General features: G+C 59.8%; 14 protein-coding genes. All 14 read left to right on the top strand.

The window, feature by feature from the left end; translation table 11 throughout:
- Positions 1 to 88: 88 nt before the first annotated feature.
- The 14 genes from AB1A64_RS14685 (at position 89) to nosZ (ending at position 14,307) form a co-directional block, all read left to right on the top strand.
- Positions 89 to 1,873: a NapC/NirT family cytochrome c gene (locus AB1A64_RS14685; protein WP_366552088.1), complete on the top strand. Its 1,785-nt coding sequence runs from the start codon at positions 89 to 91 to the stop codon at positions 1,871 to 1,873.
- A gap of 56 nt (positions 1,874 to 1,929) precedes the next feature.
- Positions 1,930 to 2,331, top strand: a complete 402-nt coding sequence (locus AB1A64_RS14690; RefSeq protein WP_366552089.1) for a plastocyanin/azurin family copper-binding protein — start codon at positions 1,930 to 1,932, stop codon at positions 2,329 to 2,331.
- A 187-nt stretch (positions 2,332 to 2,518) separates the two neighbouring features.
- On the top strand, positions 2,519 to 3,280 hold the full coding sequence (cobA, locus tag AB1A64_RS14695) for a uroporphyrinogen-III C-methyltransferase (RefSeq protein ID WP_366552090.1): 762 nt from the start codon (positions 2,519 to 2,521) through the stop codon (positions 3,278 to 3,280).
- Positions 3,281 to 3,326: 46 nt separating this feature from the next.
- On the top strand, positions 3,327 to 3,635 hold the full coding sequence (locus AB1A64_RS14700) for a cytochrome c (protein ID WP_366552091.1): 309 nt from the start codon (positions 3,327 to 3,329) through the stop codon (positions 3,633 to 3,635).
- Complete coding sequence (locus AB1A64_RS14705) at positions 3,632 to 4,777, top strand: cytochrome D1 domain-containing protein (protein WP_366552092.1); 1,146 nt, start codon at positions 3,632 to 3,634, stop codon at positions 4,775 to 4,777. Before AB1A64_RS14700 ends, AB1A64_RS14705 begins: the two co-directional genes overlap by 4 nt.
- 4 nt (positions 4,778 to 4,781) lie before the next feature.
- Positions 4,782 to 5,771, top strand: a complete 990-nt coding sequence (locus tag AB1A64_RS14710) for an Lrp/AsnC family transcriptional regulator (RefSeq protein ID WP_366552093.1) — start codon at positions 4,782 to 4,784, stop codon at positions 5,769 to 5,771.
- A complete protein-coding gene (locus tag AB1A64_RS14715) occupies positions 5,768 to 6,217 on the top strand; it encodes an AsnC family transcriptional regulator (RefSeq protein WP_366552094.1) in 450 nt (149 codons plus the stop codon). The genes AB1A64_RS14710 and AB1A64_RS14715 overlap by 4 nt, the downstream gene beginning before the upstream one ends.
- On the top strand, positions 6,214 to 6,696 hold the full coding sequence (locus tag AB1A64_RS14720) for an AsnC family transcriptional regulator (RefSeq protein WP_366552095.1): 483 nt from the start codon (positions 6,214 to 6,216) through the stop codon (positions 6,694 to 6,696). Before AB1A64_RS14715 ends, AB1A64_RS14720 begins: the two co-directional genes overlap by 4 nt.
- A gap of 3 nt (positions 6,697 to 6,699) precedes the next feature.
- Positions 6,700 to 7,914 (top strand): heme d1 biosynthesis radical SAM protein NirJ, encoded by a 1,215-nt coding sequence (gene nirJ / locus AB1A64_RS14725; protein ID WP_366552096.1) that lies wholly within the window; start codon positions 6,700 to 6,702, stop codon positions 7,912 to 7,914.
- The gene (locus AB1A64_RS14730) at positions 7,889 to 9,442 is read left to right on the top strand and encodes a cytochrome D1 domain-containing protein (protein WP_366552097.1); all 1,554 of its coding nucleotides are present in this window, start codon (positions 7,889 to 7,891) and stop codon (positions 9,440 to 9,442) included. The genes nirJ and AB1A64_RS14730 overlap by 26 nt, the downstream gene beginning before the upstream one ends.
- Positions 9,399 to 9,662: a hypothetical protein gene (locus tag AB1A64_RS14735; protein WP_366552098.1), complete on the top strand. Its 264-nt coding sequence runs from the start codon at positions 9,399 to 9,401 to the stop codon at positions 9,660 to 9,662. Before AB1A64_RS14730 ends, AB1A64_RS14735 begins: the two co-directional genes overlap by 44 nt.
- 148 nt (positions 9,663 to 9,810) lie before the next feature.
- Positions 9,811 to 10,215, top strand: coding sequence for a hypothetical protein (locus tag AB1A64_RS14740; protein WP_366552099.1), 405 nt, complete (start codon positions 9,811 to 9,813; stop codon positions 10,213 to 10,215).
- A gap of 44 nt (positions 10,216 to 10,259) precedes the next feature.
- On the top strand, positions 10,260 to 12,383 hold the full coding sequence (locus AB1A64_RS14745) for a 4Fe-4S binding protein (RefSeq protein ID WP_366552127.1): 2,124 nt from the start codon (positions 10,260 to 10,262) through the stop codon (positions 12,381 to 12,383).
- Positions 12,384 to 12,399: 16 nt separating this feature from the next.
- A complete protein-coding gene (gene nosZ / locus AB1A64_RS14750) occupies positions 12,400 to 14,307 on the top strand; it encodes a TAT-dependent nitrous-oxide reductase (protein ID WP_366552100.1) in 1,908 nt (635 codons plus the stop codon).

A 14,307-nucleotide genomic window follows, 5' to 3' on the forward strand; every position in this document is an offset into this window, starting at 1 on the left:
CGCCCGCCCTTTCCTCGTTTGACCAAACAGCCAAATCCACCGGCCTGCCACCCAAGGCCAGACAAGACAGCCAAAACGGAGCCCGGATATGACTTCCGAACCGGAAAAGAAAAAACCGATCTGGCGCCGGTATTTCCTGTGGGGAATGCCCGTGGCCGGTATTGCTGCAGCCTTTGTCGGCGGCATTATCTTCTGGGGTGGGTTCAACACCGCCATGGAAGCGACGAACACAAAGGAATTCTGTATCTCGTGCCACGAAATGCGCGATTTCGTTTATGAGGAATACACTGGCACGATCCATGACGTTAACCGGTCTGGCGTGGGCGCGGTCTGTTCCGACTGTCACGTGCCTAAGGACTGGACCCACAAGATGATCCGCAAGATCAAGGCGTCCAAAGAGCTGTATGGTAAATTGGTCGGCACCATCAACACCCGCGAAAAGTTTGAAGCCAAGCGCGTGCACCTGGCCATGAACGAATGGGAGCGGATGAAGGCCACTGACTCGCGTGAATGCCGCAACTGCCACGATTTTGAATCGATGATGCCCGAATTCCAGAAACCGCGCGCGCGTCAGCAGCACCTGAACGCGATGGAGATCGGCCAGACCTGTATCGACTGCCACAAGGGAATTGCGCACTCGGACGCCCGAGACCGGGCCGATGAGGATTATCTGGAAAAGCTTGAGGCGCCCAACCCGGCCTTCATTCGTGAAATCCCCCAAGAATACCTGACAAGCCTTGCGAAGATCGAAGCCAAGGAAGCTGCCGAGGCCGAGACTGAAAAAGCAGCCAAAGCCGCCCAGCAAGAGGCCGTTCAGGCACAGATCGCGGCCGCCGTAGACGCCGCTGTTGCAGAAGAGCGCGCCAAAGCAAATGGCGAAGAAGCCACAGCACCGGCAGGCGGCGGCAGTGATGTCGGTGGCGATATCGACTGGAATGCCGTTGCAAGCGCGGATTTGAAGCTGTTCTACCCTGGTCAAGCCTCGTTTGAGTGGGTGCAAAACGGCAAGTTCCACGGCGGGGCCCGTCCCCTGACCAAGGGCGGCGATCAATGCTCGACCTGTCACGCCAAGGAACTGGATACGATCGGCAACAAGATCGTAGCAGGCGGTGATCTGGAACCAACCCCGATACCCGGAAAACGTGGTGTGATCGATGCCACCGTGCAGGCAACGCATGATAATGAGAACCTTTATATCCGCATGCAATGGCCGGATGCGGGTCACAACCCTGCCCCCTTCGTCGATGGCGGCAAGATGGACCCTAACAACCAGATCAAGGTTGCCATGATGATCACTGGCACCGGGATCGAGCTGGGCGAACAGGTGGGTTGCTGGGCCTCATGCCACGCCGACAACAGCTATATGCCCTTTGATCCGGGCGCTGATGCGATTGCCGCCAATGTGGATGTCGCAGGTCGCCTGAACACTCAGGACACAGTGACCAAGTATATCAGCGAAAGCCGGACCGAGGTCGAAGTCAAAGGTCGCCGCGGCAAGGCATTGGGTGGCTGGGACAAGCTGGAAGCCGAAGCGCAGATCCAGCAATATCTGGCCGATGGCACGTATCTGGACTTGATGCGCGTTTATGCCGACGGCAGTGCCTCCAACGGTTATCTGTTGGAACAGCGCGTGGTCAATGACGGAGAGATTGCCGCCTCAGCCAATCTGTCCGGTGGCGTGTGGACCGTCGTCTTCTCGCGGCCGCTGAACTCGGATGCACCCGGCGACGTGCCGCTGGAACCGGGTCAGACCTATACGGTGGGTTTTGCCATCCACGATGACTTTGCCGCCGCGCGATTCCACCACGTTACGCTGAACACCAGCCTGGCGCTGGACGACGACAGCGCCAACATCAACGTGGTCAAACAATAACGGATAGGGGTCGGAAAACCCGGCCCCTGCCCTTTTTTGGAAAGGAGAGATGGATCATGAAACCCCACTGCCTTCTTCCTGTACTTCTACTTCTGGCCACACCCGTCTTGGCGGCTGAAACCGCTGAGATTTGCGCCGAGGCCGAGCAGCGATATGTCGACCTGTACGGTCAACCGTCGTCAGCCGTCGAAGACGCCGAAGTGGTGCTGATGTACAAATACAGCTTCTGCCCCGGTCAGTTGTCCGTGAAAGCAGGAACGACAGTGCGCTGGGTGAACGTGGACAAACGCACCAGCCACAGTGTGCTGCTGAAAGATGGAAGCGAACCCGAAAGCGACCGTTTGTTTCCCGAGGAATCCGTTGATCTGACATTCCTCACCCCAGGCCCACAGGAATACCTGTGCGGGCCGCATTGGGAAACGCAGAACATGATCGGAATGATCACCGTAGAACCCTGAGCCGAGGCAAAAACACAGGCAAGTCAAAGGAGCGCGGGCGCAAATCCCGCGTTCCTTAACTTTAGTCAAGGAAGCCGCGCGCAGAATCCGTCAACCTGCCCTCATGACACGCCCGGTTCGCCCAGCAACGTCCCTTTTCGCAGGCAAACCCGGGCTCGGAAGACATTCAGACCAAGCGAGTTTGCACATGAGCGGTAAGGTTTTTCTGATTGGCGCCGGCCCCGGCGACCCCGAACTCATGACCCTGCGTGCCTTGCGTATGCTGCAAGAGGCCGACGTGGTGGTCTATGACCGGCTGGTCTCGGACGACATCCTAGCCCTGCATGATGACAAGGCGCGACTGATCCCGGTCGGCAAGGCCCCCAAATGCCATACAGTACCGCAAGACCGCATCAATGAGATTTTGCTGGAAGAAGCCCGCGCCGGTCACACCGTTGCACGGCTGAAGGGCGGCGATCCGATGATCTTTGGCCGCGGCTCGGAAGAGGCGGCGTTTCTTAAGGCCCATGGCGTCACGGTCGAGTACGCGCCCGGCATCACGGCCGCGCAGGGAGCATCCTGTTCGACCGGCGTGCCGTTGACCCATCGCGGGCTAGCAACTTCGGTCCAATATGTCACCGGCCACCGGCAGGCGGACAAGGTGCTGGACCTAGATTGGAAGCGGCTGGCCGATCCCGACTCGACGTTGGTGGTCTACATGGGCGTAGCCAACATCGGCCAAATCGCTATGGGGCTGATGACCGAGAACCTGCCCGGATCGACCCCCGTTCTGGCTGTCAGCAAAGCTACCACACGGGCCGAACGTCGCATCGTGTCCCGGTTGGACAGGCTGGCCACCGACGTGCGCAGCGCCGCGCTTGAAGCACCCACTTTGTTCATCATCGGACAGGTGGTTTCGCTGTATGCCGAACGTTCGGTGGCCGAATTGATGGAACAAGCCCATGGCTAGGCTAGGTCATCGATCTGTTGCACCTGGCAGGCAGAGCAGCCAACCGTTGACGTCGGTTCTGCTGGCCGGCGCGGTTGTGATCGCCACCTCGGCATTTGCCGCCGACACCTTGAACCCCGACGCCCTGAAACGGCTTGTCCATCAGGATTGCGGGTCGTGCCATGGGCTGTCGCTGAAAGGTGGCCTTGGTCCCGATCTGCGGTCCCAAACGCTGCAACACTATGATCAGGACGTGCTGACCGGGGTCATTCTCGACGGAATTCCCGACACGGCAATGCCCCCCTGGCGCCCCCTCATTACCGAAGAAGAGGCCGAATGGATCGCCCGTTACCTGCTGCAACAGGAGGCACAATGAAACAGCTTATTCTTGGCCTTGCCGCCACCCTGATGATGACCTCGGCGCATGCTGAACCCACCGCCACCGGTGATCTGGGCCTGGTGATTGAACGCGCCAAGGGCTCGGTCCTGTTGGTAGATCAATCCGACCGGGCCGCGCTGGCGCGGATCGAAGGGCTGGGCGATCTGTCCCATGCCTCGTTGGTCTATTCGCCCGACGAGCGCTTTGCCTATGTGTTCGGGCGTGATGGCGGCTTGACCAAAGTCGATATCGTCACCCGACAGATCGTGAACCGTGTCGTGCAAGCGGGTAATGCAATCGGTGGTGCCATCTCGGACGACGGACAGCTAGTCGCCGTGTCGAACTATGAACCCGGCGGCGTCCGCGTGTTCGACTCCAATACGCTTGAGTTGGTCGCGGATATCCCTACGGGTAGCAAAACCATCGGTCTGGTCGACGCGCCGGGCCGCAGGTTCGTCTTCACCATGTGGGACTCTGGCGAAACCTGGATTGCCGATTTCGCGACAGGCACGCCCGAGATCACCAAGATCCCCGATATGGGCAAAAACCCCTATGACGCGCTGATCACCGCCAATGGCCGCACCTATATCACTGGCCTTTTTGGCGAGGACGGGCTGACCGCGCTGGATCTCTGGGCCGAGGCCCCGGAACCGATCCGCGTCCTACCGGATTACGGGCGCGGGCAGGAAGAAATGCCTGTCTACAAGATGCCCCATCTGGAAGGTTGGGCGCTGACAGGCCGCGAATTCGTCCTACCCGCTGTGGGCCATCACGAGGTTCTTTGGATTGACGCCGATACTCTGACCGAAACCGGGCGCACACAGACCCACGGTCAGCCGGTCTTTGCCATGGCCCGGCCCGACGGGCGGCAGGTCTGGGTGAATTTCGCCCATCCGCTGAACGATACGATTCAAGTGATCGACAGCGTCACCAAGGACATCATCCACGAATTCAAACCCGGTCCAGCCGTACTGCATATGGAATTCACCCCGCGTGGGCACGAGGTCTGGATCAGCGTGCGCGATGCCAACAAGGTCATGGTTTATGACACGCAAACCTTTGAAAAGCTGCGCGAGATTGAAGCGGACAGCCCATCAGGCATCTTCTTCACGGCACGTGCGCACAGAACGGGGCTTTGAGACGATGGATCACATCACTGACCCGATCGACTGTCGCTTGCTGGACGAGTTTCAGCGCGATTTTCCCATAACCGACCATCCGTTTGAGGTACTTGGCGCAGCATTGGGTCTGGACGAGGCCGAGGTCATCGATCGCCTGACCCGAATGCGCGCAACCGGTCGGATCACGCGGGTGGGTGCGACGATTGCACCGGGGGCAGTATCGGCCAGCACCCTGGCCGCCGTAGCCGCCCCCGAGGAACAGTTGGAAGAAATCGCTGCCGTGATCGACGCGGAGCCCGGAGTGAACCACAATTACCAGCGCGAGGATACGTGGAACCTGTGGTTCGTTGCCACCGGGCCGGACAGGACGCATGTGAATGATACGCTAGCCCGGATCGCCCGGCGTACCGGGCTGCGGGTATTGGACCTGCGGCTGGTACGCCCATTCAACGTCGATCTTGGTTTTCGAATGTCGGGCAATTCCCGCAGTGTGCCTGGCCCCCGCAAGGTGGATCGCTCGGCCATGCGGGACGGCGACCGCGCCCTGCTACAGGCGCTCAGTTCCGGCCTAGAACTGGTCGCGGAACCCTATACCGCGCTGGCCCGATCAATGAACCGATCCACGCCCGAGGTTCTGGCGCGGATCAAGGCGCTGCACGATGCCGGCATCATCTCGCGCCTCGGTGTCATCGTACGTCACCGGGCGCTGGGTTGGTCGGCCAATGCGATGGTGGTTTGGGACATGCCCGCCAGTCAGATCGACACCGCCGGCCCGGCGCTGGCCGCACATCCCGGCGTGACCCTGTGCTATGAACGTAACCCGGTCGAAGACGTCTGGCCTTACCGCCTGTATTCCATGATCCACGCCCGCTCGCGCAGCGAGGCGCAAGAAGTTCTGTCCGGCGCCGTTGCCCTGCCGGAACTGGCCGGTGCGCGCCACAAAGTTTTGTTTTCGACCCGCTGTTTCAAACAGACCGGCGCATTGATCCAACCGAAAGAGGCCGCCGCATGAGACTGGACGAAACCGACCGTGCAATCCTGAACCGAATGCAGGACGACCTGCCGTTGATCCCTCATCCCTATGCCGCGATTGCCACCGAACTTGGCATTCCGGAAAGCGAATTGCTACACCGCCTCAGCCGCATGAAAGAGGAACGCATCATCACCCGCTTCGGCCCGTTTTTCGACGCTGCCGCCATGGGGGGTGCGTTCTGTCTGTGCGCCATGGCGGTGCCGGTCGAAAATTTCGAAACCGTCCTGACCAAAGTCAATGCGCACGCGGAGGTTGCCCATAATTATGAACGTACGCACCGGCTGAACATGTGGTTCGTACTGGCCACCGAAACGCCCGAGGGGATCGAGGCCACCACCGATGCGATCGAACGGGAAACGGGGATCGAAGTTCTCCGTTTCCCCAAATTGCAGGAATTCTTCATCGGCTTCCGGGTGGCGGCATGATCGACGCGAAAGACAGAGAGATTATCGAGGCGTTGCAAGGTGGTCTGCCCCTTGTATCAGCGCCTTATCGCCAAGTGGCTGAAACGCTTGGGCTGGATGAAGACGCGCTGCTGTTCCGTCTGGCCGAGCTGAAATCGCGCGGCGTGATCCGGCGCATCGCCGCCGCACCGAACCACTACAAACTGGGCATGACCTCGAACGGAATGACCGTTTGGGACGTGGATGACGACCAAGTTACCGAACTTGGCACCCGGATCGGACAGTTGCCCTTTGTCACCCATTGCTACGAACGCCCCCGCGCCCTGCCGGATTGGCCCTATAATCTGTTCGCCATGGTCCATGGCGCCGACCGCAACGAGGTCGAAGAAAAGCGTGCCGAAATCGCCGCTATTTTGGGCGAGGCCTGCCGGGCCAAGGATATCCTCTATTCCACGCGCATTCTGAAAAAGACCGGGCTGCGCCTGAAAGCGAAAGGCTGAAACATGTTCCGCCTGACCGAATACATGCACCAACTGGTCAAACCGACGCCGGTGCGCAAACGCCGCCCCGGACCGGTGAAACCAGTGGTGATCTGGAACCTGACACGGCGCTGCAATCTGAAATGCCGCCATTGCTATACCGTCTCGGCGGATGTTGCGTTCCCCGGTGAGCTCAGTCACGAGCAAGCCATGGTAACCCTTGAGGATCTGGGCCAATTTCGCGTCCCGGCCCTGATCCTCTCGGGTGGGGAACCGCTGGACCGGTTCGATTTCTTCGACATTGCCAAACGCGCCCGCGATCTGGTGCCGATGCTAGCGCTGTCGACTAACGGCACGCGGATTTATGATGAAACCGCTGATATGATTGCCGATGTGGGATTCAACTATGTCGGCATCTCGCTGGACGGGATCGGGGCCACAAATGACTGGTTCCGCGGCGTTGAAGGTGCCTTTGCCGACGCTTTGCGCGGTGTGCGCGAGTGTAAGAAACGCGGGATCAAAGTGGGCCTGCGATTCTGTCTGACCGAGGGCACGCAACACCACCTGCACGACCTGCTGCAATTGTGCGATGACGAAGGTGTCGACAAGTTCTACCTGTCCCATTTAGTCTATGCCGGTCGTGGGGACAAGAACCGGGGCGAAGATGCTGAACATCTGCGCACACGGAACGGGCTGGACCTGCTGCTGGACCGCGCGTGGGAGGCTGCCTCGGGCGGGCGCCCGCTGGACATTGTGACCGGCAATAATGATGCAGACGCGGGGTACTTCCTGAACTGGGTTCGTATGCATTTCGATGCCGACAAGACCGCTCATGTGCGCGAACATCTAGCCGCGTGGGGCGGGAATTCCAGCGGCTTGGGCGTCGCCAATATCGACAATCTGGGGCGCGTGCATCCCGATACGTACTGGTCCGACTACACGGTCGGCAACGTGAAGACCAAACCGTTCTCAGAGCTATGGGCCAGCGAGGACCAGATGCTCTCTATGCTGCGCACCCGACCACGTCCGCTGAAAGGGCGTTGCGGGGCCTGCCAATTAAAGGACGTCTGTGGCGGCAATACTCGTATCCGGGCTTTGCAGGTGACCGGCGATCCCTGGGCCGAAGATCCGGCCTGCTATCTTTCCAATCAAGAAATCGGCGTGGATGACGCGGGCGAACGCCTGAAGGTCACGCCGTTCCGGGGGAAACGTCATGATCCGGCACATCAGTTCTTTTGATACGTTAAAAATAGGCACGCTCTGCTCGCTTCTGCTGGCTGGTTCAGCATGGGCCGACGCCCCGTCGGACTATGCCGAACACTGCGCCTCGTGCCATGGCGAGAACCGTTTGGGCGGTGTTGGCCCGGCCCTGATCCCCGAGACGCTGAAACGCATGCGCGGCCCGCGGGTGGCCGCCGTGATCGCCGAGGGGCGTACAGCCACCCAGATGCCCGCCTTCTCGCATGAACTTGACGCCTTGCAGATCGAAGAACTGGCGGGTTGGCTGAAATCCCCGCTGGAAACCAACCCCGAATGGGGCGAGGCCGAGATCATGGCCAGCCGTACGTTGGACGCAGATTACAGCCCGGTCGATGCCCCCGTTTGGGACAGCGACCCGATGAACATCACCCTCGCCGTCGAAACCGGCGATCACCATGTCAGCGTGTTGGACGGTGATACGTTTGAAATATTGGATCGGTTCGAAACCCCATTCGCCGTCCACGGAGGCCCGAAGTTCAGCCCCGACGGGCGCTTTGTCTTCATCATGTCCCGCGACGGTTGGGTTCAAAAATACGATATCTGGGCTCTGAAACAGGTGGGCCGCGTGCGTGCGGGGCTGAACAGCCGCAACATTGCCATGTCGGGTGATGGAAAATGGGTCGCCGTCGCCAATTACCTGCCCAACAGCCTGACCCTGCTGTCGACCAGCGACCTTTCGGTCGCCAAGGTCATCGAGATCAAAAGCAAAAAGGGCAATCCTAGCCGCGTTTCTGCCGTTTATCAGGCCCCGCCACGCGAAAGCTTTGTGCTAGCCCTGAAAGATGTTCCCGAGATTTGGGAGGTTTTTTACGGCGACAACCCGCCTCAGTTCGGACTGGGTCATGACTTCCGTATCGAAGGGCAGTTCAAGAACCCAAATCCCTTCCCGGTCCGCAAGATCACCACTCCTGACTATCTGGACGATTTCTTTTTCGACCAAAGCTATGAATACGTCATGGGTGCCTCGCGCGACGGCAAGGGCGGGCAGGTTATTGATCTGGTCATCGGTCAGAAAGTGGCCGATCTGGACCTGCCAGGCATGCCGCATCTGGGTTCAGGCATCACGTGGCGGTACGGCGATACAACCGTGATGGCCACGCCGCACCTGACCGACGGCACCGTGTCTGTGATCGACATGCAGACATGGGAAACGGTCAAACGGATCAAGACCGAAGGGCCGGGTTTCTTCATGCGCAGTCATGAGAATTCTCCTTACGTCTGGGCCGATGTGTTCTTTGGACCCAACAAGGACGCGATGCACGTAATCGACAAGCAAAGCCTGGAAATCGTGAAGACTTTACGCCCTGCCCCTGGCAAAACCGTGGCCCATGTCGAATTCACCAAGGATGGCCGCCACGCGCTGGTGTCGATCTGGGAGGATGATGGCGCGGTGATCGTCTATGACGCACAAACGCTGGAAGAAGTCCGCCGTCTGCCAATGCGCAAACCCTCGGGGAAATATAATGTCTGGAACAAAATCACCTTCTCGGAAGGTACCAGCCACTGAGGGCAAATGGCCGGTCTGGAAACTGGCCATCCTGCTCTACCCCGCCACGGCATTGACCGTGGCCATCAACCTGTTTCTGGCGGGTCTGGTTGCCAATGGCATGGGGCTTGGCGTGATCGAACCAGTAAGCGCAATCCTGTGGTCGATCCCGCTGGGCTTGCCCGCATCCTGGCTGGCCGGGCGCTGGTTGCGCGGGTTGATGGATGAAGCCGACGATTAGTCACAAATTTCGGATACCTGACCTAAGTCAAGTATCCGTCTGAGAGAATCCCGTAGGACAAAGGAAAGAACGCCGAGTTGGATTCTCCATGTCTGCCCCAGTCCCACTGCACACACTGTCTGTCCGCGCTTTACGCGCGGCGTGCGCCATGGCAGGCACCCTTCTTTTGCTGTTGCAACTGCTTAGTCCGGCGCTGGCGAGTCCCGGACAAAGCATGTGGGTTGAGATCTGCTCGGAGGCAGGCGCGGTCTGGGTTCAAGTGGACCTCGAAGAAGGAACCGAAGACCCAACCGCGCCCTGCCCGAAATGCGCCGACTGTGCCCTGTGTGCCGTCACCGCTGCGGCACCACTGCCAAACCTGCCGGAACTGAAGTCGGACGGGATTGTTCAGGTCGCTCGCTGCGATGACCACAATCTAGTCAATTACTACCAAGTTAGGCGGTTATGGCCCGAAACCAGAGGCCCCCCGCACGCGCCCCAAGAAACATCCGAACGCGCCCCGCGCGCGTCCATGGCGTCAATCCAAGTAACCGGAGGTGCGCCGTGGTCGTAAGTCGCGCAACCCATATCCTGCTGGCCTTTGTCCTGTCCTGCCTGATGGCGATCAGCGCCCATGCCGACAGCCTTGCCAGCTTCCTGCCCGAGATTGAGCCCGCCGAACTGGCCCCCGGTGCCGATGCCTTTGGCCCGGTGCGCGATGACGTGCCCGTTGCCCCGGTTTTGAAGGGCGGCGAGACCGTCGCCTGGGCCTTCCTGACCTCGGATTTCGTAGGCACCACCGGCTATTCGGGCAAACCTATCCATGTGGTCGCTGCCATCGACGACGATGCCGTGCTGACCGGGGTGAAACTGGTCAAACACTCCGAACCTATCGTGCTGATCGGCATCCCCAATTCGCGCATGGTCGAGCTGACCGAAGGCTACACCGGTCTGGACCTGAAACACGAGACCGCAACCGGGGGTGAGGGGCATGACCTCGACATCATCTCGGGCGCGACGGTCACAATCATGGTGATCGACGACAGCCTAGTGCGCGGCGGTATCAAAGTGGCGCGCGCGCTGGGTTTGGGTGGATTGTCTCCGCTGCAGGCCGATGGCCCGAAACGCGAAGTCGATATGGCGCAGGACGCCGTTTACGACTGGACCATCCTGTCGGGCAACGGCTCGATCCGGCGACTGACGCTGGACGTCGGTCAGGTCAACGCCGCCTTTGAGGCCACCGGCGATCAGCGCGCCATCAAACGCCCGGAACCGGGCGAGCCGGATGATACGTTCATCGATATGCATATGGCGTTGGTCTCGGTTCCCTCGATCGGGAAATCCCTGCTGGGTGAAGCCGAGTATCAAAACCTGGTCGAGTGGCTGGACGACGGCGAACAGGCCATTCTGGTGCTGGGGCGCGGGGCCTACAGCTTCAAGGGTTCGGGCTATGTGCGCGGCGGGATCTTCGACCGGATTCAGCTGATCCAGGGCGACAGCTCGGTCCGGTTCTTTGACAAGCAGCAAGAGCGCCTTGGCAAGGTTGCGGCCGCTGATGCGCCCAGTTTCACCGAGTTGGACATCTTTAAAATCCCGGCCGAGGCCGAGTTCGACCCGGCAGAACCGTTCCGCCTGCAACTGCTGGTACAGCGGGCCGTGGGCGCGGTCGAGAAAACCTTCCTGACCTTCGACATGGGCTACACACTGCCCGAGCAATATCTGCTGCCGGTGGCCACACCCACAGTGGTTGACGACGCCACTGGTGAGGCCGCTGCCAAAGCCGCCCTTTGGAAGCGTATCTGGAAAGACCGCACGGTCGAGATCGCCGGCTTGGGCGTCATGCTGCTGGTACTGACCGCGACCTTCTTCTTCCAATTCCACGCCACGATGAATGCGCGGGTCTTTTACTGGTTCCGTATCGGTTATCTGACCCTGACCCTGTTCTTCATCGGTTGGTACGCCAATGCACAGCTGAGCGTTGTGAACCTGATGGCGCTGGCGGGTAGCCTGCGGACCGGATTTAGTTGGGATGCCTTCCTGCTGGACCCGCTGGTGTTCATCCAATGGTTCGCCGTTGCCGCTGCTCTGCTGTTTTGGGGCCGAGGCGCCTATTGCGGTTGGCTGTGTCCGTTCGGCGCGCTGCAGGAGTTGACCAACAAGATCGCACGCGCGCTGAAGGTGCCGCAATGGACCCTGCCCTGGGGCCTGAACGAACGCCTGTGGCCTGCGAAATACATGATCTTCCTCGGGTTGTTCGGCCTCAGCTTCGTCTCGATCCCGCTGGCCGAGAAATATGCCGAGGTAGAGCCGTTTAAAACCGCGATCATTCTGAAATTCATGCGCGACTGGCCATTCGTGGTCTTTGCGCTGACCTTGCTGGGGATCGGGCTGTTCATCGAACGGTTCTACTGCCGCTACCTCTGCCCGCTGGGCGGAGCACTGGCGATCCCTGCCCGTATTCGCATGTTCGACTGGCTGCGCCGCTACAAGGAATGCGGCACCCCCTGTCAGACCTGCGCCAACGAATGCCCCGTTCAAGCCATCCACCCCACCGGTGAGATCAATCCGAACGAGTGCGTCACCTGCCTGCATTGTCAGGTGCTCTACCAGTCCGAGGACAAATGTCCCGTCGTTATCCGCCAACTGAAACGGCGGGCCAAGACAGGGTCGGTCGACCTCAAGACCCCCCTCGGGCAACCACCGGCGAACCATCCGAACGCCAAACCGCAATCCGTTTCCTAAAAAAGGAGGAACGATCATGTCGGACAATGAAAACAAACTGAACATCACACGCCGTGGGATGCTGGGTGCGACCGCAACCGGCGCTGTGCTGGCCGGAACCGGTCTGGGCTCAACCCTGATGACCGCGAAACAGGCCAGTGCTGCGGCCAATGCCAACCTGCAGCCTGGTGAGCTGGACGAATATTACGGCTTCTGGTCCTCGGGTCAGACCGGTGAACTGCGCATCCTGGGCTTCCCGTCCATGCGCGAGTTAATGCGGGTGCCAGTGTTCAACCGCTGCTCGGCCACCGGGTGGGGTCAGACTAATGAATCGCTGAAGATCATGACCGACGGCCTGCTGCCGGAGACCAAAGAGTTTCTCGCCAAGCGCGGCATGAAAACCTATGACAACGGCGACCTGCACCACCCGCATATGTCGTTCACCGATGGCACCTATGACGGCCGTTACCTGTTCATGAACGACAAGGCCAACACCCGCGTCGCCCGCGTGCGCTGTGACGTGATGAAATGCGACAAGATCACCGAGATCCCGAATGCCAAGGCGATCCACGGTCTGCGTCCTCAGAAATTCCCGCGCACCGGCTATGTCTTTGCCAATGGTGAGGATGAAACCCCGCTGGTCAATGACGGCACAGTGCTGGACGATCCATCGCAATACGTGAACATCTTCACCGCGCTGGACGGCGACACCATGGAGGTGGCATGGCAGGTGATGGTTTCGGGTAACCTCGACAACACCGACTGCGACTATCAGGGCAAATACGCCTATTCGACCTCGTACAACTCGGAAATGGGTATGAACCTGGCCGAGATGACCGAGAACGAGCTGGACCACGTCGTTGTCTTCAACATCGCTGAAATCGAGGCGGGGATCGAGGCTGGTGACTATCAGGAGCTGAAAGGCGTCAAAGTTCTGGACGGCCGTAAGGGTCAAAACAAGAAATACACCCGTTACATTCCGATCCCGAACTCGCCGCATGGCATCAACACCGCGCCTGACGGCAAGCACGTCTGCATCAATGGCAAGCTGTCGCCAACCGTTTCGATCATGGACGTTTCCAAGCTGGACGCCCTGTTCGAAAGCGATGCCGATCCACGGTCCTGCATCGTGGGTGAGCCGCAGCTGGGTCTTGGCCCGCTTCACACCGCTTATGACGGTCAGGGCAACGCGTTCACCACGCTGTTCCTGGACAGCCAGATCGTGAAGTGGAACATCGACAAGGCAATCGAGGCTTACGGCGGTGCCGATGTGGACCCGATCATCTCGAAGGTCGACGTGCATTATCAGCCGGGTCACAACTCGACATCGATGGGCGAAACGAAGGACGCCGACGGCAAGTGGCTGATTTCGATGAACAAGTTCTCGAAAGACCGATTCCTGAACGTCGGCCCTCTGAAGCCCGAGAACGAGCAGCTCATCGACATCTCAACCAACGAGATGAAAGTGGTTCACGACGGCCCGACCTTTGCGGAACCGCATGACTCGATCATCGTCCGCAGCGACATCGTCAATCCGGTCAACGTCTGGGATCGCGCCGACGTCACCTGGGAAGATGCCCGCAAACAGGCCGAGGCTGATGGCATCGATCTGGAAGAAGGTGCCGAGGAACCCATCCGCGATGGCAACAAGGTGCGGGTCTACATGACATCGCAGGCGCCGACCTTCAGCCTTGAGAAGTTCACCGTCAAACAGGGCGACGAGGTAACAATCTACGTCACCAATCTGGATGACGTGGACGACGTAACCCATGGCTTCTGCCTGGGTAACTACGGCATCGCCTTCGAGATCGGGCCAATGGCAACCGCGTCGATCACCTTCACTGCGGACCGTCCGGGCGTGCACTGGTTCTATTGCCAGTGGTTCTGCCACGCGCTGCACATGGAAATGCGCGGCCGGATGCTGGTCGAACCGCAGGGAGCATAA

Source organism: Ruegeria sp. ANG10 (assembly GCF_040705255.1).
Lineage (GTDB): Bacteria > Pseudomonadota > Alphaproteobacteria > Rhodobacterales > Rhodobacteraceae > Ruegeria.

Bases quoted from the DNA above. Each gene is read 5' to 3' on its own strand.
- AB1A64_RS14685 (WP_366552088.1), top strand. From the start codon at position 89: ATGACTTCCGAACCGGAAAAGAAAAAACCGATCTGGCGCCGGTATTTC.
- AB1A64_RS14690 (WP_366552089.1), top strand. From the start codon at position 1,930: ATGAAACCCCACTGCCTTCTTCCTGTACTTCTACTTCTGGCCACACCC.
- cobA (WP_366552090.1), top strand. From the start codon at position 2,519: ATGAGCGGTAAGGTTTTTCTGATTGGCGCCGGCCCCGGCGACCCCGAA.
- AB1A64_RS14705 (WP_366552092.1), top strand. From the start codon at position 3,632: ATGAAACAGCTTATTCTTGGCCTTGCCGCCACCCTGATGATGACCTCG.
- AB1A64_RS14710 (WP_366552093.1), top strand. From the start codon at position 4,782: ATGGATCACATCACTGACCCGATCGACTGTCGCTTGCTGGACGAGTTT.
- AB1A64_RS14715 (WP_366552094.1), top strand. From the start codon at position 5,768: ATGAGACTGGACGAAACCGACCGTGCAATCCTGAACCGAATGCAGGAC.
- AB1A64_RS14720 (WP_366552095.1), top strand. From the start codon at position 6,214: ATGATCGACGCGAAAGACAGAGAGATTATCGAGGCGTTGCAAGGTGGT.
- nirJ (WP_366552096.1), top strand. From the start codon at position 6,700: ATGTTCCGCCTGACCGAATACATGCACCAACTGGTCAAACCGACGCCG.
- AB1A64_RS14730 (WP_366552097.1), top strand. From the start codon at position 7,889: ATGATCCGGCACATCAGTTCTTTTGATACGTTAAAAATAGGCACGCTC.
- AB1A64_RS14735 (WP_366552098.1), top strand. From the start codon at position 9,399: ATGTCTGGAACAAAATCACCTTCTCGGAAGGTACCAGCCACTGAGGGC.
- AB1A64_RS14740 (WP_366552099.1), top strand. From the start codon at position 9,811: ATGGCAGGCACCCTTCTTTTGCTGTTGCAACTGCTTAGTCCGGCGCTG.
- AB1A64_RS14745 (WP_366552127.1), top strand. From the start codon at position 10,260: ATGGCGATCAGCGCCCATGCCGACAGCCTTGCCAGCTTCCTGCCCGAG.
- nosZ (WP_366552100.1), top strand. From the start codon at position 12,400: ATGTCGGACAATGAAAACAAACTGAACATCACACGCCGTGGGATGCTG.